General features: G+C 72.1%; 14 protein-coding genes and 1 pseudogene. 4 read left to right on the forward strand and 11 right to left on the reverse strand.

Annotation, left to right across the window (positions count from 1 at the left end):
• The 5 genes and pseudogenes from AB0C62_RS07970 to tkt all read right to left on the reverse strand — a co-directional run.
• A pseudogene (locus AB0C62_RS07970) lies at positions 1-866 on the reverse strand (glucose-6-phosphate isomerase); the annotation flags it as partial.
• Positions 859-1,791: a glucose-6-phosphate dehydrogenase assembly protein OpcA gene (opcA, locus tag AB0C62_RS07975; RefSeq protein WP_362970688.1), complete on the reverse strand. Its 933-nt coding sequence runs from the start codon at positions 1,789-1,791 to the stop codon at positions 859-861. The gene opcA and the pseudogene AB0C62_RS07970, both read right to left, overlap by 8 nt.
• Positions 1,788-3,449, reverse strand: coding sequence for a glucose-6-phosphate dehydrogenase (gene zwf / locus AB0C62_RS07980; RefSeq protein ID WP_362970690.1), 1,662 nt, complete (start codon positions 3,447-3,449; stop codon positions 1,788-1,790). The genes opcA and zwf overlap by 4 nt, the downstream gene beginning before the upstream one ends.
• Positions 3,446-4,591 (reverse strand): transaldolase, encoded by a 1,146-nt coding sequence (gene tal, locus AB0C62_RS07985; protein ID WP_362970692.1) that lies wholly within the window; start codon positions 4,589-4,591, stop codon positions 3,446-3,448. The genes zwf and tal overlap by 4 nt, the downstream gene beginning before the upstream one ends.
• 19 nt (positions 4,592-4,610) lie before the next feature.
• Positions 4,611-6,686 carry a transketolase gene (gene tkt, locus AB0C62_RS07990; protein ID WP_362970694.1) on the reverse strand — a complete coding sequence of 692 codons (2,076 nt, stop codon included), beginning with the start codon at positions 6,684-6,686 and terminating at the stop codon, positions 4,611-4,613.
• Between the two features lie 146 nt (positions 6,687-6,832).
• On the opposite strand from tkt, the gene AB0C62_RS07995 reads away from it, so the two are divergent.
• Complete coding sequence (locus AB0C62_RS07995; RefSeq protein ID WP_362970696.1) at positions 6,833-7,762, forward strand: AraC family transcriptional regulator; 930 nt, start codon at positions 6,833-6,835, stop codon at positions 7,760-7,762.
• Positions 7,763-7,840: 78 nt separating this feature from the next.
• Here AB0C62_RS07995 and AB0C62_RS08000 read toward each other — a convergent pair whose 3' ends face one another.
• Entirely contained in the window at positions 7,841-9,244 is a 1,404-nt protein-coding gene (locus tag AB0C62_RS08000) for a glycoside hydrolase family 16 protein (RefSeq protein ID WP_362970698.1), read from the reverse strand.
• Between the two features lie 238 nt (positions 9,245-9,482).
• A complete protein-coding gene (locus tag AB0C62_RS08005; protein ID WP_362971100.1) occupies positions 9,483-10,742 on the reverse strand; it encodes an Ig-like domain-containing protein in 1,260 nt (419 codons plus the stop codon).
• A gap of 338 nt (positions 10,743-11,080) precedes the next feature.
• Here AB0C62_RS08005 and AB0C62_RS08010 point away from each other — a divergent pair, with 338 nt between their 5' ends.
• On the forward strand, positions 11,081-13,801 hold the full coding sequence (locus AB0C62_RS08010; protein WP_362970700.1) for an FAD/NAD(P)-binding protein: 2,721 nt from the start codon (positions 11,081-11,083) through the stop codon (positions 13,799-13,801).
• Between the two features lie 280 nt (positions 13,802-14,081).
• Complete coding sequence (locus AB0C62_RS08015; protein WP_362970702.1) at positions 14,082-14,714, forward strand: class I SAM-dependent methyltransferase; 633 nt, start codon at positions 14,082-14,084, stop codon at positions 14,712-14,714.
• Positions 14,715-14,741: 27 nt separating this feature from the next.
• Here the strand turns inward: AB0C62_RS08015 and AB0C62_RS08020 are convergent, their stop codons facing one another.
• Together AB0C62_RS08020 and AB0C62_RS08025 are read right to left on the reverse strand one after the other, a co-directional pair.
• Positions 14,742-15,524 carry an IclR family transcriptional regulator gene (locus tag AB0C62_RS08020; RefSeq protein ID WP_362970704.1) on the reverse strand — a complete coding sequence of 261 codons (783 nt, stop codon included), beginning with the start codon at positions 15,522-15,524 and terminating at the stop codon, positions 14,742-14,744.
• A 432-nt stretch (positions 15,525-15,956) separates the two neighbouring features.
• Positions 15,957-16,802: a hypothetical protein gene (locus AB0C62_RS08025; protein WP_362970706.1), complete on the reverse strand. Its 846-nt coding sequence runs from the start codon at positions 16,800-16,802 to the stop codon at positions 15,957-15,959.
• Positions 16,803-17,144: 342 nt separating this feature from the next.
• Here AB0C62_RS08025 and AB0C62_RS08030 point away from each other — a divergent pair, with 342 nt between their 5' ends.
• Positions 17,145-18,482 carry a 6-phospho-beta-glucosidase gene (locus AB0C62_RS08030; protein WP_362970708.1) on the forward strand — a complete coding sequence of 446 codons (1,338 nt, stop codon included), beginning with the start codon at positions 17,145-17,147 and terminating at the stop codon, positions 18,480-18,482.
• 39 nt (positions 18,483-18,521) lie between these two features.
• On the opposite strand, the gene AB0C62_RS08035 is transcribed toward AB0C62_RS08030, so the two are convergent.
• On the reverse strand, positions 18,522-19,568 hold the full coding sequence (locus AB0C62_RS08035; RefSeq protein ID WP_362970710.1) for a D-cysteine desulfhydrase family protein: 1,047 nt from the start codon (positions 19,566-19,568) through the stop codon (positions 18,522-18,524).
• A 122-nt stretch (positions 19,569-19,690) separates the two neighbouring features.
• On the reverse strand, positions 19,691-21,382 hold the full coding sequence (locus AB0C62_RS08040; protein WP_362970712.1) for a carbohydrate binding domain-containing protein: 1,692 nt from the start codon (positions 21,380-21,382) through the stop codon (positions 19,691-19,693).
• Positions 21,383-21,629: the final 247 nt, after the last annotated feature.

A 21,629-nucleotide genomic window follows, 5' to 3' on the forward strand; every position in this document is an offset into this window, starting at 1 on the left:
CCGATCGCGATCATCAACGACAGGCCGATCGCCGAGTCGAAGGAGTACCGGCCCCCGACCCAGTCCCAGAACTCGAACATGTTCGCCGTGTCGATCCCGAAGTCGGCGACCTTGCCGCTGTTCGTCGACAGGGCCACGAAGTGCCGGGCGACCGCCTCCTGACCCGCCTTCAGCCCCTCCAGCAGCCACTCCCGCGCCGAGGTCGCGTTCGTGATCGTCTCGATCGTCGTGAACGTCTTCGACGCGATGATGAACAGCGTCTCCGCCGGATCCAGACCCTGCAACGCCTCATGCAGGTCCGCACCGTCCACGTTCGACACGAACCGCACCGTCAGACCACGGTCGGTGAACGGACGCAACACCTCGTAGGCCATCGCCGGACCCAGGTCCGAACCACCGATACCGATGTTCACCACATTGCGGATCGGCCGCCCGGTGTGACCGGTCCACTCACCCGAGCGCACCCGCCCCGCGAACCCGGCCATCTTGTCCAGGACCGCGTGCACGCCCGGCACGACGTTCTCGCCGTCGACCTCCACCACCGCGTCCGCCGGCGCCCGCAACGCGGTGTGCAGCACCGCCCGGTCCTCCGTCGTGTTGATCTTCTCGCCCCGGAACATCGCGTCCCGCAACCCGAACACACCCGTCGCGGAGGCCAGTTCCTGGAGCAGGGCGAGGGTCTCGTCCGTGATCAGGTGCTTGGAGTAGTCGATGTGCAGATCGCCGACCCGGACGACATAGCGCTCGGCGCGGCCGGGGTCGGTGGCGAACAGCTCACGCAGGTGGGGCTGGAGCAGCGTGGTCGCGCGGTGGTCCTCCAGGGCCACCCACTCCGGACGCCGCGTGAGGCGGGGGAAGTCAGGCACGGGAGGTCTCCTTGATGCCCTCGCCCCGCAGGGCGACGGCGTACATCTCGTCCGCGTCGAGGCGGCGCAGTTCCTCGGCGATCAGCTCGGAGGTGGAGCGCACCTTCAGCGCCAGGGTGCGCGGCGGCTGTCCGGGCAGGGACAGCGTGGCCAGCGGCCCGTCGGGACGGTCGATCACGATCTCGCCGTTCTCGGTGCCGAGCCGTACGGCGGTCACCACCGGCCCCGCGGTGACGACGCGCTCGGCGGTGACCTTGAGGCGTGCCTCCAGCCAGCGGGCGAGCAGTTCGGCGCTCGGGTTCTGCGCCTCGCTCTCGACCGTCGCCGAGATCACCTTCGCGCGGGCCTGGTCGAGGGCCGCCGCCAGCATCGAGCGCCACGGCGTCAACCGGGTCCACGCCAGGTCGGTGTCACCCGGCGCGTACGAGGCGGCGCGGGCCTCCAGGGCGCGCAGCGGGTCCTCGACGGCGTACATGTCGGTGATCCGGCGCTGTGCGAGGGCGCCCAGCGGGTCCTTGACCGGGTTGTCCGGCGCGTCCACCGGCCACCAGACGACGACCGGCGCGTCCGGCAGCAGCAGCGGCAGGACCACGGAGTCGGCGTGGTCGGACACCTCGCCGTAGGTCCGCAGGACGACCGTCTCGCCGGTGCCCGCGTCCGAACCGACGCGCACCTCCGCGTCGAGGCGGGAGTTGGTGCGGTCGCGCGGGGTGCGGGCGACGCGCTTGATGACGACCAGCGTCCGCGAGGGGTGCTCGCGGGACGCCTCCTCGGCCGCCTTGATGGCGTCGTAGGCGTTCTCCTCGTCGGTCACGATGACCATCGTCAGGACCATGCCCACGGCGGGGGTGCCGATGGCCCTGCGCCCCTGCACGAGCGCCTTGTTGATCTTGCTTGCCGTGGTGTCGGTCAGATCGATCTTCATGGCCTGCGCCAGCTCCGTCCGTCTCGTGCGAGCATCTCGTCGGCTTCCTTCGGGCCCCAACTGCCCGAGGGGTACTGCGCGGGCTTGCCGTGCGCGTCCCAGTACCCCTCGATCGGGTCGAGGACCTTCCAGGACTCTTCCACCTCCTGGTGACGGGGGAAGAGGTTGGCGTCGCCGAGCAGGACATCCAGGATCAGCCGTTCGTACGCCTCCGGGCTGGACTCGGTGAACGACTCGCCGTACGCGAAGTCCATGGTGACGTCCCGGATCTCCATCGAGGTACCCGGCACCTTCGATCCGAAGCGCACCGTCATGCCCTCGTCCGGCTGGACGCGGATGACGATCGCGTTGGCGCCGAGTTCCTCGGTGGCCGTGGAGTCGAAGGGGGAGTGCGGGGCGCGCTGGAAGACGACCGCGATCTCGGTGACCCGGCGGCCGAGCCGCTTGCCGGTACGCAAGTAGAAGGGGACGCCCGCCCAACGGCGGTTGTCGACCTGGAGCTTGACGGCCGCGTAGGTGTCGGTCGTCGACGCGGGGTCGATGCCGTCCTCCTGGAGGTAGCCGCGCACCCGCTCGCCGCCCTGCCAGCTCGCCGCGTACTGGCCGCGCACGGTGTGCTCGCCCAGGTTCTCCGGCAGCTTCACGGCACGCAGCACCTTGAGCTTCTCGGTCAGCAGCGACTCGGCGTCGAACGCGGCCGGTTCCTCCATGGCGGTCAGCGCCATCAGCTGGAGGAGGTGGTTCTGGATGACGTCGCGTGCGGAGCCGATGCCGTCGTAGTAGCCGGCCCGGCCGCCGATGCCGATGTCCTCGGCCATGGTGATCTGGACGTGGTCGACGTACGACCGGTTCCAGATGGGCTCGTACATCTGGTTGGCGAAGCGGAGCGCCAGGATGTTCTGGACGGTCTCCTTGCCGAGGTAGTGGTCGATACGGAACACCTGGTCCGGGTCGAACACCTCGTGCACGATCTTGTTCAGCTCGCGCGCGCTCTTCAGGTCGTGGCCGAACGGCTTCTCGATGACGCCACGTCGCCAGGACCCCTCGGGGGCGTCGGCGAGTCCGTGCTTCTTGAGCTGCTGGACGACCTTGGGGAAGAACTTCGGCGGGACGGACAGATAGAACGCGTAGTTGCCGCTGGTGCCCTGCGAGGAGTCCAACTCCTCGACGGCCTCCCGCAGTTGCTCGAAAGCGGCGTCGTCGTCGAAGTCGCCCGGGATGAACCGCATGCCCTGGGCGAGCTGCTGCCAGACCTCCTCGCGGAACTCGGTGCGCGCGTGCTCGCGCACCGAGTCGTGCACCACCTGCGCGAAGTCCTGGTCCTCCCACTCACGACGGGCGAACCCGAGGAGCGAGAAACCCGGCGGCAGCAGACCCCGGTTGGCGAGGTCGTACACGGCCGGCATCAGCTTCTTGCGGGACAGGTCACCGGTCACACCGAAGATGACGAGCCCGGAGGGGCCCGCGATCCGGGGGAGCCGGCGGTCGCGCGGGTCACGCAGCGGGTTGTCCCAGTCGGCCGCCGGGACGACGCCGAGCGCCTCGGCGAGCGCCTCGGGCGTCAGGCCGGACGGTTCCACGGGCGCGTCACCGGATCCCTGCGGCGTGGCGGCCGCATCCTGCGCGGTGTCGTCGGAAAGTTCCCCACGCTTGGTCATGCCCTCTCGACTCCCTTGCCGCGCAGCGAGGTCGAGACCGCTTCGAGCAGGTCCTCCCACGCCACCTCGAACTTGGCGACGGCCTCGGTCTCCAGCTGTGCGACGACCTCGTCGTAGGAGATCCCGAGCGCCTCGACGGCGGCCAGGTCGGCACGCGCCTGGGCGTAGCCGCCGGTCACCGCGTCACCGTGGATGTCGCCGTGGTCGGCGGTCGCGTTCAGCGTCGCCTCCGGCATGGTGTTCACCGTGCCCGGCGCGACCAGCTCGTCGACGTACAGGGTGTCCTTGTACGAGGGGTCCTTGACGCCCGTGGAGGCCCACAGCGGTCGCTGCTTGTTGGCGCCGGACGGGGCGAGCGCCGTCCAGCGGTCCCCGGCGAACACCTCCTCGTACGCCTCGTAGGCGAGCCGCGCGTTGGCGAGCGCCGCCCGGCCCTTGAGCGCGAGGGCCTCGTCGGTGCCGACTTTGGCGAGCCGCTTGTCGATCTCGGCGTCGACGCGGGAGACGAAGAAGGAGGCGACGGAGTGGATGCCGGCGAGGTCGATGCCCGCCGCGACCGCCTTCTCCAGGCCCGCCAGGTAGGCGTCCATGACGGCGCGGTAGCGCTCCAGGGAGAAGATCAGCGTGACGTTCACGCTGATGCCGAGGCCGATGACCTCGGTGATCGCCGGGAGGCCCGCCTCCGTCGCGGGGATCTTGATCATGACGTTCGGGCGGTCGACGAGCCAGGCGAGCTGCTTGGCCTCGGCGATGGTGGCGTCCGTGTCGTGGGCCAGCCGGGGGTCGACCTCGATGGAGACCCGGCCGTCGCGGCCGCCGGTCGTCTCGAACACCGGGCGCAGGATGTCGGCGGCGGCGCGGACGTCGGCCGTCGTCATCATGCGGACGGCCTCGTCGACCGTCACCTTGCGGACGGCGAGGTCGGCCAGCTGCTCCTCGTAGCCCTCGCCGGAGCCGATGGCGGCCTGGAAGATGGACGGGTTGGTGGTCACGCCCACCACATGGCGGTTCTCGACGAGTTCGGCCAGGTTGCCGGACTCGATGCGCTTGCGGGACAGGTCGTCCAGCCAGATGGACACGCCTTCGTCGGAGAGGCGCTTCAGGGTTGCCGCGGTCGCGGTTGCTTCGGTCACAGTGATCATCTTCCTTGGTACGAGCGGATCAACCGCGCAGGGCGGCGAGGGATTCCCGCGCGGCGGCGGCGACGTTCTCGGCGGTGAAGCCGAACTCGGTGAACAGTGTCTTGGCGTCGGCGGAGGCGCCGAAGTGCTCCAGCGAAACGATGCGTCCTGCGTCACCGACGTAGCGGTACCAGGTCAGACCGATGCCGGCCTCGACCGCCACGCGGGCCTTCACGGACGGCGGAAGCACCTGCGCCCGGTATTCCGGGGACTGCTCCTCGAACCACTCGACGGACGGCATCGACACGACGCGGGTGCCGACGCCCTCGGCCTCCAGGCGTTCGCGCGCCTCGACGGCGAGCTGCACCTCGGAACCGGTGGCGATGAGGACGACGTCCGGGGTCTCGGTGGAGGAGTCCCGCAGGACGTATCCGCCGCGCGCGGTGTCGGGGTTGGCCGGGTAGGTCGGCACACCCTGGCGAGTGAGGGCCAGACCGTGCGGGGCCGGGTCGGTGGCGTGCCGGCGGAGGATCTCGGCCCAGGCGAGGGAGGTCTCGTTGGCGTCGGCCGGGCGGACGATGTTCAGGCCCGGGATGGCGCGCAGCGAGGCGAGGTGCTCGACCGGCTGGTGGGTGGGGCCGTCCTCGCCGAGGCCGACGGAGTCGTGCGTCCAGACGTACGTGACCGGGAGCTGCATCAGCGCGGACAGCCGGACGGCGTTGCGCATGTAGTCGGAGAACACCAGGAAGGTGCCGCCGTAGATGCGGGTGTTGCCGTGCAGCGCGATGCCGTTCATCTCGGCGGCCATCGAGTGCTCGCGGATGCCGAAGTGCACGGTGCGGCCGTACGGGTCGGCCTCCGGCAGCGGGTTGCCCTTCGGCAGGAAGGAGGACGTCTTGTCGATGGTGGTGTTGTTCGAGCCGGCCAGGTCGGCGGAGCCGCCCCACAGTTCGGGGAGCACGTCACCGAGGGCCTGGAGCGCCTTGCCGGACGCGGCGCGGGTGGCCACGGAGGTGCCTTCCTCGAACACCGGCAGCGCGGCCTCCCAGCCCTCGGGGAGCTGGCCCGCGACGATCCGGTCGAAGAGCTTGGCGCGCTCCGGGTCGGCGGTGCGCCAGGCGTCGATCCGCTTGTCCCAGGCGGCGTGCGCCTCGGCTCCCCGGTCGAGGGCCTGCCGGGCGTGGGCCAGCACCTCGGCGTCGACCTGGAAGGTCTGCTCCGGGTCGAAGCCCAGGATGCGCTTGGTGGCGGCGATCTCCTCGGCCCCGAGCGCCGAGCCGTGCGAGGCCTCGGTGTTCTGCGCGTTGGGCGCGGGCCAGGCGATGATCGTGCGCATCGCGATGATGGAGGGCCGCCCGGTCTCGGCCTTGGCCGCGGTGAGCGCGGTGTGCAGCGCGTGCACGTCGATGTCGCCGCCGAGGGAGGGCTCGATGCGCTGCACGTGCCAGCCGTACGCCTCGTACCGCCCCAGGACGTCCTCCGAGAACGCGGTCGCGGTGTCGCCCTCGATGGAGATGTGGTTGTCGTCGTAGACGAAGACCAGGTTGCCGAGCTTCTGGTGGCCGGCGAGCGAGGAGGCCTCGGCGGAGATGCCCTCCTCCAGGTCGCCGTCGGAGACGATCGCCCAGATGGTGTGGTCGAAGGGGGACTCGCCCTCGGGGGCCTCGGGGTCGAAGAGGCCGCGCTCGTAGCGGGCGGCCATCGCCATGCCGACCGCGTTGGCGACGCCCTGGCCGAGCGGACCCGTCGTGGTCTCGACGCCGGCGGTGTGCCCGTACTCCGGGTGACCGGGCGTCTTCGAGCCGTGCGTGCGGAACGCCTTCAGGTCGTCGAGGCCGAGCTCGTAGCCCGACAGGAAGAGCTGGGTGTAAAGGGTCAGCGAGGTGTGACCGGGGGAGAGGACGAAACGGTCGCGTCCGGTCCACTCCGGGTCGGCGGGGTCGTGACGCATCACCTTCTGAAAGAGGGTGTACGCCGCCGGGGCCAGGCTCATCGCCGTTCCGGGATGGCCGTTGCCCACCTTCTGCACGGCGTCAGCGGCCAGGATGCGGGCGGTGTCGACGGCTCGGCGGTCGAGCTCGGTCCAGGTGAAGTCGTCGGAGCTCTGCGTACTCATCTTCAAGAAGTCCTCACGGGAGGGGTCGTCGCTGGTCGAACGCCTTCAAACCTAAAAGTCAGACTTTTGCTGCGGAAGGTGCCCGTGTGTCAGCCTTCGGTGAAAGTGGGACACGCAGAGTCGTGGCGAGCCGACGCGAGAAGGACATGGCAGACAGAACCACCCAAGGCGGGACCGGGGCCCGAAGCGGTGCCGCGGGCGAGGGAGGCACCCCGGACGGGATCAGGACGTTCCCTTTCCCGTCCGATCTGAGCCTCTCCGGCGTCGGTATGCAGGTCGGCGCGATGGGGACCGGGCGCACCTGGCACGCGGAGGCCCCGCTGGAGCGCGTGCACCGCATCGACTTCCACGTCGTGATGCTCTTCAGCGAGGGCCCGGTCCGTCACATGATCGACTTCGCCGAGTACGAGGCCGCGGCGGGCGACATCCTGTGGATCCGGCCCGGCCAGGTGCACCGCTTCTCCAGCACCGACCGGTACCGCGGCACCGTCCTGACCATGCAGCCCGGGTTCCTGCCGCGCGCGACCGTCGAGGCGACCGGCCTCTACCGCTACGACCTGCCCCCGCTGCTGCACCCCGACGCCGGCCGACTCGCTGCCCTGGAGCACTCGCTCGCCCAGCTGGAGCGCGAGTACGTCGACACCACCACGCTGCCGCTCAGCCTGCACACCTCGGTGCTGCGGCACTCGCTGACCGCGTTCCTGCTGCGCCTCGCCCATCTCGCGGCCAGTTCCGCCGAGGCGGCCCGCGAACACACCGACACCACCTTCACCCGCTTCCGGGGCGCGGTCGAGAAGGACTTCGCCACCAACCACAGCGTCAGCGCCTATGCCGACGCGCTCGGTTACTCGCGGCGCACCCTGGTCCGCGCGGTGCGCGCCGCCACGGGGGAGACGCCCAAGGGATTCATCGACAAGCGGGTGGTCCTGGAGGCCAAACGGCTCCTCGCGCACACGGAGATGCCGATCGGGCGCATCGGGGTGGCCGTCGGCTTCCCGGACTCGGCGAACTTCTCGAAGTTCTTCCAGCAGCACACGGGGGCGGCTCCGGCGGCCTTCCGCGCCGAACTGCGCTGAGAGGGGCGGACCGTGTGGTCCGCCCCTCCCGCCCGGCCGTTGGGCCGTCGGGCACCGCTCCCCGCGGGGAGCCGCGCCTCAGTGACCGAAGTCGAACCAGTTGACGTTCACGAAGTCGGCCGGCTGGCCGCTGGTGAAGGTCAGATAGACGTCGTGCGTTCCGGTGACGGAGCTGATGTTCGCCGGAACGGTCCGCCAGGACTGCCAGCCACCGGTGTTGCCGAGCGCGAAGCTGCCGACGGGTGTCGCGGTCCGGCTGTCGAGACGCACCTCGACGAGCCCGCTGACACTGCCGCCCGCGCCGCTCGCGACCCGCCCGTAGAACTGCCTGGCCGCCGTGGAACCGAAGTTGACGCCCTTGTAGAGCGCGTAGTCGCCGTTCGCGATGGAGCTGATGTTCTGGCCGCCGCCGGTGTCGGTGGTGGTCTCGGTGCCGACGCCCGCCTGCCCGTCGTACGACTCGGCCTGGATGGTGCTGTAGGCGTCACGGTTGCCGGTGGGCGGAGGGGTGGTCCCGCCGCCGCCGCCGGCCGACTGGAGGACCTGGACGTAGTCGACCACCAGCGGGTGGCCCGGCACCGTGCCGCTGTCGGGACCGCCGCCGAAGGCGTCGGGGAAGCCGCCGCCCATCGCGACGTTCAGGATGACGAAGTAGCCGTGGTTGGTGGCGTTCGCCCACGTGGTCGCGTCGACCTGGTTCGCCTTCACCGTGTGGAAGTTGACGCCGTCGAGGTAGAAGCGGATCTCCTCGGGGCTCGTCGACCGGTCCCACTCCATGGCGTACGTGTGGAAGCCGGCCTGGCAGGTGCTCCCGGCGCAGGGGGTGTTGCCGCCGATGCCGGACGTCTCGTTGCACGGGCCGCCCGGGTTGGTGCCGCAGTGCATCGTGGCCCACTCGGTGTTGAGGCCCTGGACGTTCTCCATGATGTCCAGCTCGCCGACGCTCGGCCAGTTCTGGTAGTTGCCGCGGTAGGGCGCGCCGAGCGCCCAGAACGCGGGCCAGTAGCCCTTGGCGGCGGCGCCGGTCACGTTCGGCATCTGGAGCCGCGACTCGACGCGCAGTTTGCCCCCGGCGGGCGGTTGGAAGTCGGTGCGCTTGGTCTCGATGCGGCCCGAGGTCCAGTTGCCGGAGGCGTCCCGGCGCGGGGTGATCAGCAGGTTGCCGCTGCCGTCCAGAGCGACGTTGTTGGTGCTGGAGGTCATCGTCTCGACCTCGCCCGTGCCCCAGTTGGCGGCGCCGCCCGGGTAGCTGGTGCCCGTGTCGTACTGCCAGTTGGCGGTGTTGACGCCGGTTCCGGCCGTGCCGTTGAAGTCGTCGAGGAAGACCTGGGACCAGCCGGAGGGGGGAGTGGGGGCGGAGGCGTTCGCGGGGAGGGTGGCCGCCGTCGCGGCGGCCGCGGCCAGACTCAGCGTGCTGAACACGGCGATGAGCACACGCCGGAGGGAGCCGCGTCTGACTGGTGTGCCGGAAGTTTCACTCATGGGTGCCTCTTCGGGTACGGAGTGTGGGGTGCGCGGGTGGTCGTGAGAGCGCTCCCATGGCCTTTGAGAGCGCTCTCACAGCAGCTGCGCGGCCAATGTGCTCTCTGTCACTCCGACCGTCAAGAGGTGAAGCCGAGAAACTCCTTGCGGCGTACGGGAGTTCACGCCGTGAAAGAAGGAGTCGCGCGGTCGGGGCGGCCCGGCGCGCCACGCCGGCACCCGCCCCTCGGCACCGCCGTCACAGGGCGCTGCCGGTCTTCCAGTCCGCCCACGACAGGTTCCAGCCGTTGAGGCCGTTCGACGCCTCGACGGTCCGTTCACCCGAGTTCTCGACCACCACCACGTCACCGAGCATCGAGCTGTCGTAGAACCGGTAGCCCGGTACGGAACGGTCGGCCCCGCCCTGCGCGTCGTGCAGGCCGATGCAGCCGTGGCTGGTGTTGCCGCTGCCGAAGACCGAGGCCGCGGCCCAGTAGTTGCCGTGGATGAACGTGCCGGACGTGGTCAGGCGCTGGGCGTGCGGCACGTCCGCGATGTCGTACTCGTCGCCGAGCCCCACGGTCGAGGACTCCATGCGGGTCTGCCGCAGCCGCTCGCTGATCACCATGATCCCGGACCAGGTGGTGTGGTCCGCGTCGCCGCCGGTGACCGGGTAGCTCGCGAGGGTCCTGCCGTCCCGCTCGACCGTCATGGTCTCCTTCGCGAGGTCCACGGTGCTCACCTGGCGGCGGCCGATGTGGAAGGTCACGTCCTTCGACTGGACGCCGTGGACACCGTCCGCGCCCTCGACGTCCTTCAGCCGCAGGCTCAGCGTGATCTTCGTGCCGGCGGCCCAGTACTCCCGCGGCCGGAAGTCGAGCCGGGAGTTCCCGAACCAGTGGCCGACGATCTCGACCGCGGGCTCCGCCGTGACGGTGACGGCCTTCTCGACGGCCGCCCGGTCCGTCACGGCGTGCGTGAAGGCGATCGACACGGGCATGCCGACACCCGAGGTGGAATTCGCCTCGGGCGTGAACCGGCCCACGAAGGTCTCGCCCGGGGACTTCGTGACGAAGGTCGCGATGTGCTCCGAGCCGTCCTCCGTTTTCGCCGTGACCGTGTATTTGGTGCCCGAGTACGGATTCCTCGACGAGGTCCATCGTGTACGGGCCTCGTCGAAGGATCCGGCCAGAAGGGAACCGTCGTTGCCGGACACCACGACCGTCGACAGGGTGCCGTCCGTCACGGTTATCCCGACCGGGCTGCCGAACGCGGCCTTCTTCGTGCCGTCGGCCGGGGTGAAGGAGAGGGTCGGCGTCCTGACCTGGGACGTGGCCCCGGACCCGGCCGTCGCACCGCCGGTCGCCGTCGCGCCGGATCCCTCCGCCGCGCCGGCGGAGGCACCGCACCCCGTCAGGGCGAGTGCCGGTACGGCGGCGCCGAGGGCGGTGAGCACCCCACGCCGTGACCAGGCGGGACGCCCGCTCCGGCGCGGGTGCCGTCCTGCGGTCTCCGGCACGGAGTCGGGCCGGACGGATATCTCGGGGACCTCCACGGAACGCCTTTCCTCGGTTTCTGCTTCCCCCTTGCCTCCGAGGCATCTTGTGCGACGTTCATGGGTCGATTCTTTGAATTCGGCCTCCCTCACCTGAGATTCCTGTGAGGACACCCGGAGAGACGTCCGGAATCCATGGTGTCGGGCCGCCTCCGTTTATGAACAGAGTGTGAAGTGCCGAACGGATTCCTGAGCTTCCGGTGAGATCGCCCCTCTCCGGAAGCCCTTTCCGGCGGCTCCGGCCGACAGGGGGACGAGGAGTTCCGCCTGTCGGATCCGCACCAGACCAGCCGGAGGTATCCGTGAGTCCAGCCCGTGAGCGCCCCACCGTGGCCATCGTCGGAGCGGGCGCGGCCGGCACACTCACCGCCGTGCAACTGTGCGAGTCGGCGGCCCGCCGCCGGACGCCCCTGCGCCTCGTCCTGATCGACCCCGCCCCGGAGGCCGGACGCGGCACCGCGTACGCCACCACCGACCCCCGGCACCGACTGAACGTGCCCGCGGGGGGCATGAGTTGCCATCCCGACGACCCCGGTCACTTCACCCGCTGGCTGTGCCGGCACGGCGAACCCACCGTCACGCCAGCCGACTTCGCCACCCGTTACCGCTACGGCGCCTACCTCGCCGACACCCTGGGGCGGGCCGTCGTCCACGCCCACGGCACGGTCGCGGTACAGCGGCTGCGCACCAGGGCCGAGGGCTGCACCCGTACCTCCGACGGCCGACCGGAGCTCCGACTCGCCGACGGCGCGCGCCTGGTGGCCGACGGCGTGGTCCTCGCCACCGGACCGGCCGGCACCACCGCCGACTGGGCCCCACCCCGCCTCCGCGCCTCCGGGCGCCTCGTCCGGTCCCCGTGGGCGCCGGGCGCCCTCGACGACGTGCTCGCCCACCGCGGCACCGGCCCCGACAGCGCCGCGCGGGCCGACGTCCTGCTGGTCGGCACCGGCCTCACCGCGGTCGACCTGGCGCTCACCCTCGACCGGCCCGACCGCACCGTGCACGCCGTCTCCCGCACCGGACTGCTGCCCCAGCCGCACGCGCTGAGCCCCGCCGCCCCGATGCCCGCACCCGACGACCTCGACGCCCCCACCCTCTCCGCGCTGCGCCGGACCGTCTACCGCCACATCGGCCGCGCGGTGCGCACCCACGGCGACTGGCGGCCCGCCCTGGACAGCCTGCGCCCGCACACCGCGCGCCTGTGGCACAGCCTCACACCCGACGAGCGCGCCGCGTTCCTGGAGCGCGAGGGCGCACTGTGGAACGCCCACCGCCACCGCATGGCGCCGGCGACGGCGGAGTCCGTGGACCGGGCGCGAACGTCCCGACGGCTGCGCGTGCACACGGGCCGGATCACCGACACGTCCGCACGACCCGACGGCACCCTCCTGGTCACTCTCTCCAACGGCACCCGCCTGGAAGCCGGTTGGGTGATCGACTGCACCGGACCGGGTCCGCGCCCCGAAGACCCCCTGTGGCGCTGCCTGTTCGACACCGACGCGGCGGTCCCCGGACCGCTCGGCCTGGGCGTGGCGACCCGTGACGGGCGGCTCGTCGACGCGTCGGGGCGGACCGGGCTCGCCCTGTTCACCCTGGGGGCCCCACGCCGCGGGGAACTGTGGGAGACCACCGCGGTCCCCGAGATCCGCTCTCAAGCAGCTCACCTGGCCCGGCAGTTGCTCACCCTCCTCGTCCCGCCGCGACGAGCTGCCCGCCGCCGTCCCCTCGACTCCCACGGACTCCCGCTGTCCACCCACGCCGAGGCGGCGGCCGCCCACCGCACCGGACTCGAGCGGGTCCAGAAGGTCAGGGCGGGCGCCGAGGGCGCCTTTCGCCGCGCCGTCGCGCTCGACCCCGGCTTCGCCCTCGGGCACGCCGCCCTCGCCCTGCTCGGTCACGAGGGCGGCGCCGACGTCGACGTACCGAGAGCTCTGGCGGACGCGCGCCGCGCCGCGCGGGAACGGGCCGACGCACGCGAGCGCTCCTTCGTCGACATGGTGGACCGCCGGGTGCGCGCCGACCCCCCGGACGCCGGTGCGGGCGCCCTGCTCGACCACCTCGCCGCCCACCCCGCCGACGCGCTGGCCCTCGCCGCCGCCGTGCCCACCATCGCCTTCTCCGGCATCAACGACCTCGACGCCGCCTACGCGTTGAAGCTGGTCGAGCAGGCCTCGCCCGCCTACGACGGACACTGGTTCCCGGCCTCGCTGCTGGCCTTCCTGCGGCAGGATCAGGGCCGTTACGCGGAGGCGGCCGAGCTGGCCCACCACGCCCTCGCCGCCGAGCCCGCCGCCGGGCACGCCGTGCACGCGCTGGCCCACGTCCACTACGAGTGCGGCGCCCACGCGAAGGGCCGCGACTGGCTGGACGCCTGGGTCTCCGGTCAGGGCAGGGGAGCCGTCCACCGGGCCCACTTCTCCTGGCACATCGCCCTGCACGAACTCGCCCTGGACGACCCCGCCGCCGTCCGCAGACGCTGGTTCGCCCAGCTGGCCCCGGGCCGGGTGACCGGTGTGCGTGCGCTGGTCGACTCCGGGTCCCTGCTGTGGCGGGCCCTGCTCAGCGACAGCTGGCGGGGCCGGATACCGGCGTCGGAGATCCTCGACAGCGTCGCCCCCGAGCACGTGGAACGCCCGGCCACGGCCTTCACCGCCCTCCACGCGGCGGTCGCTCTCACGGCCGCCGGTGACCTCGCCGCCCTGCGCCGCCTCCGCGACCACGCCGCGGGCGCCGACCCGGTGCAGCGCGCGGTGGTCGCTCCGCTCTGCGAGGCCCTCGCCGCCCTCGTCGAGGAGCGCTTCGCCGATGCCGCCGCGGGCCTCGCCGCCCTGCTCCCGGTCCTCGCCCGGGTCGGCGGCAGCGCGGCGCAGCGCGAGGTCGTGGAGGAGACGCTCTTCCACGCCCTCGTGGCGGCCGGTCGCTGCGAGGCGGCCCGCCGCGTGCTGAACACCCGGCTCGACCGGGCCGATGCCCCGAGGGACCGCCGACTGCTGGCGGGGCTGGGCGGCCGGGAAACGCCCTGAACCCCGCTCCGGCGGACGTCAGCCGGTACGGGCCCTGAGGTGGCCGCCCCGTAGCTCCCTGGTGTCCGAAGAGGACCAGGAGCCCGGCGGTCCGGTCGTCGTCGGCCCAGCCTTCTTGGAGGTGCCCGTGCCGGCAGCTTGCCGAAACGGCATGGTCGGTTGCGACTTCGTCAGGAGCGCTCGCATGCTCGGGTTCAGAGCGGAACGCCGCCCAGGACTCCTTCGGAGCGCGGCGGAGCCCAGCCACCGGTCACCGGCCGGCCGCGCCCGAAAGGACCCCATGAACGACAGCGACACGGACTCCGCAGCCTTCTGGGAGAAGCACTACGCCGGCATGGACGCGCGGTGGGGCACCAAGCCCAACGTCGTCCTGACGGGCCTGGTCGAACGCCTGGCGCCCGAGCCGGGCACCGCACTGGACCTGGGCTGCGGACACGGCGGCGACGCGCTCTGGCTCGCGGGGCTCGGCTGGCACGTCACGGCCGTCGACGTGTCGCAGACCGCCCTCGACCGGGTGGCCGCGGCAGCCGCGGCCACCGGCGTGGCGCACCGGGTCGCACCCCGCCGCCACGATCTCGCCGAGACCTTCCCCGACGGAACCCACGACATGGTCACCGCCACCTACTTCCACACCCCGGTGGCCATCTCCCGCGAACAGGTCCTCCGCCGGGCCGCCCGGGCGGTGGCCCCCGGCGGCCTGCTGATCGTGATCGAACACGCCTCACTGGCACCCTGGTCCTGGCAGGCGGGCCAGGACATCCGCTTCCCCACTCCCGACGAGGTCGTCTCGTCCCTGCACCTGGACGACACCTGGCACACCGAACGAGCCGAAGCACCCCGACGAACGGCCAGCGGCCCGGAGGGACGGACGGCGACGGTCACGGACAACGTGATCGCGATACGACGTGCCTGACGAGTCGGAGCCGGAGCCCGTGCGGGATCAGGTCGCCGTCCCGGGCGCCCTGTCCGTCGGTCCGTCCGGCCGCCATCCCAGCCCCCGAGAGATCCCGCGGGCCGCCAGCCGTACCGCCGGTATCAGGGCCGGGGTGCGTGCGCCGGAGTGCGGAACCACCACCGACACGGCGGCGGCGACGGTTCCGTTCGGGCCGTGGACCGGGGCCGCCACCGACAAGGCGTCGTCCGTGATCTGACGGTCGCTCACCGCGACGCCGGTGCGGCGCACTTCGGCGAGGGTGCGGCGCAGGAGGGCCGGGTCGGTGATCGTGTACGGGGTGAAGGCGGTCAACGGGCCCGCGCAGTAGGCGTCCTGGAGGGCAGGGGCCTCGTGGGCGAGCAGGGCGAGGCCGACGCCGGTGGCGTGCAGGGGCCAGCGGGCGCCCACCTGGATGCGGACGCCGACGGCCGAGCGTCCGGAGATCCACTCGATGTAGACGACCTCCTCGCCGTCCCGGACCGCCAACTGGACGTTCTCGTGCGTCGCTTCGTACAGGTCCTCCAGATACGGCAGGGCGACCTGCCGCAGACCCAGGCCGCGCGGTGCGAGCGCCGCGGTCTCCCACAGGCGCAGGCCCACGTGGTAGACGCCGTCCGCGTCCCGTTCCAGCGCGCCCCACTCGGCGAGGGCCGCCACCAATCGGTGCGTGGTGGTGAGGCTGAGGCCGGCCCGCCGGCTGATCGCCGTCAGGGACAGCGCCGGGTGACCCTGGTCGAAGGCGGCGAGCACGGCGAGGAGCCGCTCGGGCGCGGACCGGCCGCCGGTCATGCGTTCGGTTCGGTGTCCGCGATCCGTTGCGGCAACCCGCGCATGGTCATGCGCTCGGCGGTACCCAGGCGCTCCAGCAGGTCGTTCGTCACGCGCGGCTCCGCCTCGTCCGTGTCGCGCCGGAAGACGCGTCCGCCCCCGGTGAGGAGGACGGCGCTCCGGTCGTGGCCGAGCCGCGCTCCGCCTGGTCGGTCGCGCGCTGCCGGCCTGCGATGACGGGCTCCCTGGGGCCGGGCCCCGGGCGGGGCGGTTCGGACGTGCGGCACCAGCGTGCCGCACGGAACGGACCGCAACAACCGTTGACGTCGACAACGGTCCGGCACGGTGGGGATCGACGACGGCGGCGAACCCGCCGCCGTCGTCCGGAGCCTGTCGCGGTTCCACGCCTGTCCGCCCGCGCCGAGGCCCGCGTCGACCTGCCGGGCCGCCCGGCTACCGCAGCCGGTACGCGTACACCGAGGTCGCGACGGCGCACACGCCCGGCTGGACGACCTCGGTGCGCAGCGTCCCGCTCACCGTGTCGTAGTCGACGCCCTCCGCCTCGTACGTCCCGTCGCACAGGCCGCGCTGCGGCAGGGCGAAGAGGCTGGTGACGTGTCCGGTGACCGGGCGGCCGTCCACCGCGTGCTCCAGGTCGACCTGGAGCAGCGGCCGGTCCTCCGGGAACAGCGCGCGCGAGCCGTCGTCCGAGGCGCACAGCAGCCGGGTGGCGTCGACGAAGTCGCAGCCCTGGATGTCGCGGACCGGTCTGTCGAGGGTGATCTGCCCCGCCTGCGGCAGGACGCCGCCGGTACGGGGGGTCGACGGGTTCAGCAGTGGGGCCGGGAACACCTGGAGCCGGTCCTGGTCGCCCCACTCGCCCGACACCAGCCACTGTCCGTCGGGCGACACCGTGGCGAAGGAGTTGTTCAGCCTCTCGCCCGGGTCGAGTCGGTGGACGTACTCGTAGCGCTTCCCGGTGGGGGTGGTGACGGCGAACATCTTCGTCGTCGCGGAGTCGGGCCCCTGATAGGCGTCGAACACGTTCCCCTGCGCGATGTCGGGGTCGCCCACGTGGTTCCAGCCCTTGATCCGCAGGCCGAGGGGGATGGTGAGGAGCCCGCGGTGCAGCAGCGACCCGTCCGCCCGGCTCGCCAGCCCCTGGCCGCCGCTCAGGGTGTCGACGTACGAGGTGCCGGTCTCGGTCCACACGGGCGCGCCCGCCGCCGCGGCCGACGACCCCAGACCGAGCGAGAGCGCACCCAACAAACCTGCCAGTGACAGTAGTTGACGTTTCATCAGCAACCTTCCGCAGCGCGACGGACACCGGCCTGGATGGAATCACGGGGTGCCCGGCCCCGCGTAGGGCCCAGGACCACTTGTGGGGACCGCTCCGACCGGCTAGGCGGTGTCCGGGGGCCGCGCCTGGGGCGCTGCGAGGAAAGGCGGCCGGCGCCGAGTACTGTTCACGGCGTGCCGGCGGAGCGACGACACCGGCCACGGGCCCGGGACGTGGGACGACGCGGGAGCCCCTGGCCCGGTGGCGCGGTCCGCCCCGGAAGGAACGGACGTCCGGGCGGCCGTGGCGTGACCCTCGCCGCGCGGCCCGTGACCCCGGACGAACTGCGAAGGGGTACTTGCGTGAGGCTGACCATTCTGGGCGGCGGCGGATTCCGTGTCCCGCTCGTCCACGGGGCGCTCCTCGGCGACCGTGCCGAGGGCCGCGTCACCCAGGTCGTGCTGCACGACCTCGACGCGGACCGGCTCTCCGCCGTCGCCCGGGTCCTCGCCGAACAGGCGGCGGATGTGCCCGACGCGCCGGAGGTGACGATCACCACCGACCTCGACGAGGCCCTGCGCGGCGCCGACTTCGTGTTCTCCGCGATCCGGGTCGGTGGCCTGGAGGGGCGCGCCGCCGACGAGCGGGTCGCCCTCGACCTGGGCGTCCTCGGCCAGGAGACGGTCGGCGCCGGCGGCATCGCGTACGGCCTGCGCACCGTGCCCGTCGCCGTGGACATCGCGCGGCGCGTGGCCCGCCTCGCGCCCGACGCCTGGGTCATCAACTTCACCAACCCGGCCGGCCTGGTCACGGAGGCGATGTCCCGGCACCTCGGCGACCGGGTGATCGGGATCTGCGACTCGCCGGTCGGCCTCGGCCGCAGGATCGCCCGGGTCCTCGGCGCCGATCCGCGCGAGGCGTTCATCGACTACGTCGGGCTCAACCACCTCGGCTGGGTACGGGGTCTGCGCGTCGCGGGCCGCGACGAACTCCCGCGCCTGCTCGCCGACCCCGCCCTGCTCGGCTCCTTCGAGGAGGGCAAGCTCTTCGGCACCGAGTGGCTCCAGTCGCTCGGCGCGGTGCCCAACGAGTACCTGCACTACTACTACTTCAACCGCGAGACCGTCCGCGCCTACCAGGAGGCCGACCGGACCCGCGGCGCGTTCCTGCGCGACCAACAGGCCGGTTTCTACGACGAGATGAAGCGCCCGGACGCCGCCGCCCTGAGCGCCTGGGACCGTACGCGCGCCGAGCGCGAGGCCACCTACATGGCGGAGAACCGGGACGCGGCCGGCGCCGGCGAACGGGACGCGGACGACCTGTCGGGCGGCTACGAGAAGGTGGCGCTCGCCCTGATGCGGGCCATCGCCCGCGACGAGCGCACCACCCTGATCCTCAACGTCCGCAACCGGGGCACGCTGGGCGCCCTCGACAGCGAGGCCGTCATCGAGGTGCCCTGCCTGGTCGACGCGAACGGTGCCCACCCCGTCGCCGTCGACCCGCTGCCGGGTCACGCCACCGGCCTGGTCTGCGCGGTCAAGGCCGTCGAGCGCGAGGTGCTCTCCGCCGTCGCGTCCGGGTCCCGTACGACCGCGGTGAAGGCCTTCGCCCTGCACCCGCTCGTGGACTCCGTGAACGTGGCACGCGCCCTGGTCGACGGCTACACGGCCGTGCACCCGGGCCTGGGTTACCTCACGTAGACGGCGCCGTCGGCATCACCGGCCTGACGTCCCCCGGCGTCAGGGAGTCGACGAGGGCGTCGTGGGGTCGCCCGGAAGGTCGAGCAGCCCGGCCTCCGCCCGGGCGACCGTCGTGGGGTGGCCGAAGAAGCCGGGCAGTCCGCCGGTGTGCAGGAAGACGGTGCGCTGCCCGGCGGCGATGTCGCCGTCCGCGACGGCGGCTGCCAGCCCGGCCATCGCCCGGCCGGTGTAGATCGGGTCCAGGACGATGCCCTCCGTCCGCGCGGCCAGGGTCAGGGCGTTCATGACCGGCTCGGTGAGCGTGGCGTAGCCCGCCCCGACCTGGTCGTGGCGCACCCGCAGCGCGTGCGGGTCGCAGGGGCGGCCGCACAGCTCCGAGACCAGGTCCGCGACGGTCCGGGCGGGCTCGTCGACGGCGCCGACGTGCACGCCGAGGACCCGCCCGTCGCCCAGCCCCGCGACGAGCCCCGCCATGGTGCCGCCCGAGCCGAGGGCGACGACCACGCTCGCCACGTCCGGCGCCTGGTCGATGATCTCGTCCGCGCACGCGGCGTAGCCGCGGGCGCCCAGCGGGCTGGACCCGCCGAAGGGGATCAGCGCCGGGACCTCTCCGGCCGCCCGCAGTTCCTCCGCGACCTGCTCCGCCCGCGCGGCGAGTCGGGTGCGGTCCTCCTCCCGGACGACGTGGGCGCCGAGGAGGCCGTCGAGCGCGAGGTTGCCCGAGGCGGTGTTCGCGGGGGTACCGGAGGGCCCGGACTCCGGAGGCGAGCCCGCGAGGACGAGGACGACCCGCAGCCCCAGCCGGGCGCCCGCGGCCGCCGTCAGCCGGGCGTGGTTGGACTGCGCCGCGCCGGTCGTCACCAGCACGGTGGCGCCGTCGGCGAGCGCCGCACCGCAGGTCCACTCCAGCTTGCGGATCTTGTTGCCGCCGCCGCCCAGGCCGGTGAGGTCGTCGCGTTTGACCCACAGGTCGTCGGGGCCGAGGCCGAGCGCCGCCGCCAGTCGGGGCGCCGGTTCGAGCGGGGTGGGCCAACTGCCCAGTCGGGCGCGGGGCGGGGTGTTCCCCTCGGAGAGCGTGCTGGTCACCGCGGGCCTTTCTGCTGACGCCGGTCGTGCGGGGAGCGTAACGCGACGGGCCGCCCGGATCTCCGGGCGCCCCGCCGCGTCGTCTCGCTGTCCGGCGGGCCCCGGCGGGCCCGCTGTCGGTCTCAGCCCGTGAAGCCGGCCGTGATCGACGTGAACTGCCAGGTGCTCTGGCTGATGCCGGAGCAGTTGCTCACCACGCCGCCCCCGGGGCAGGACCGGTCGCGGTTGACCGACCAGTAGGCGAGCCGGGCGATGTGGTGGGTGTTCGACCAGTCGCGGATCTGGGTCCAGATCGCCGGCGTCGTGTTCTCCTGCTGGTCGGACAGACCGTTCATGCCGGAGATGCCGATGTGCGAGTAGGCCGTCGAGTCGTCCCAGCCGAAGGTCGACTTCAGCTTGGTCTTCAGCCCCTCGGCCGCGTTGACCGTGTTGCCGTACATGTCGGAGCCGCCGCCGAAGTCGAACGGCATGATGGTGAAGACGTCGATGTTGGCGTTCAGCGACTGCGCCTGCTCGATGAGCCGGTTCCCGTAGTAGGTCGGGCCGGTCGTCGAGGTGCCGAAGGTGACGATCGTCCTCAGACCGGGGTTGTTGGCCTTGACGGTCTTCAGCGCGGTCAGGATCTTCGCCTGGACGGCCTCGTTCTCGAACTCGTCGGTGTTCTCGATGTCCATGTCGATCGCCTTGAGGCCGTAGGCGTCGATCACCTTCTGGAGCGCGCCGGCGAGTGCGCTCGCCGAGGAGCAGTTGGCGCCGAGCTTGCTGCCCTGCCAGCCACCGAACGACGGCACGATGTCACCGCCCGCCGAGCGGATCTGGTTGATGGCGGTCTGGTCGACGCCACCGGTCAGCGGCCGACTGCTGTCCCAACTCGGCGTGCAGCCACCGGAGTCCAGGACGAACGCCATCGTGAACCACTTGACGCCGGTCGCGTTCATCACCGTGGTGGGGTTCGGCGGGTCGCCCCAGCCCTCGTACAGGTAGGGCGCGGCCTGCTTGAAGCCGGTGCCGCCGCCACCGCCCGCGTTCGTCGTGACGCTCACGGAGTTGGAGGCGCCGGAGGTGTTCCCGGCCGCGTCCCGCGCCTTGACGGTGAACGTGTAGGCCGTGCCGGCGGACAGCCCGCTGACGGTCGCGCTGGTGCCCGACACGCTGAGCAACTGGTTGGAGCCGCTGTAGATGTCGTACGCGGTGACGCCGACGTTGTCGCTCGACGCGGCCCAGGACAGCGACACGCTGGAGGAGGTCTTGCCGGTCGAGGTCAGACCGCTGGGCGCGGTCGGTGCCTGCGTGTCGGAGCCGCCCCCGCCGCCGCCCGGACCGTCCAGGCTGATGTCGTCGGCGTAGTAGGTGCCCTGCGCGTACCAGCCGTGCACGTAGATCTTCGCGCTGGTCTGCGAGGCGCCGGTGGTGAAGGAGACGCTGAGCTGGCTGTACGCGGACGGGGACGTCGTCCAGGTCGATGCGCCGCCGTCGACGCCCAGGTAGACGTAGCTGCCGCGCACCCAGCCCTTGAGGCTGTACGTCGTGTTCGGCTGGACCGACACGGTCTGGGTGCACTGCGCGTTGTCGCTCGAACTCACGGCCCCCGCAAGGGCTTTGGCGCCCCCGTGGACCGGGCTGGAGACGATGGAGCCCAGGTTGCCGGAGCAGGACCAGGGGGAGAGGCCGCCCGTCTCGAAGCCGGGGTTGGTCAGGATGTTGGCCGCCTGTGCCGTACCGGGCAGGGCGACGGCCCCGGCCAGGGCCAGCGCGGCCGTGCCGAGGAGGGCGAGGAAGCGATGTCTGGAGCGTCTGAGTTGTGTGATGCGCACGCGATCTCCCTGGGGAATGGGGGTGTTCGGGAGTGCAGAGAGGTGCGCAACCAAGTTGGTATGGACCAATCGAGCTGTCAAGACGCGGAGCGGATTTCGGGTCTTCGATCAACTACCCAACCAGTGGCAGGAGTTCGCCGCGTCACGGTAGTGGTCGAGAGATCGCGGGTCGCCGTGGTCACCCCAGTGGACCCTGGAATCCGATGCCCCGCGCCGCCGCATCCCGGCCGACCGCGCGGCCTGCCGA

The organism is Streptomyces sp. NPDC048643, from assembly GCF_040650615.1.
Lineage (GTDB): Bacteria > Actinomycetota > Actinomycetes > Streptomycetales > Streptomycetaceae > Streptomyces.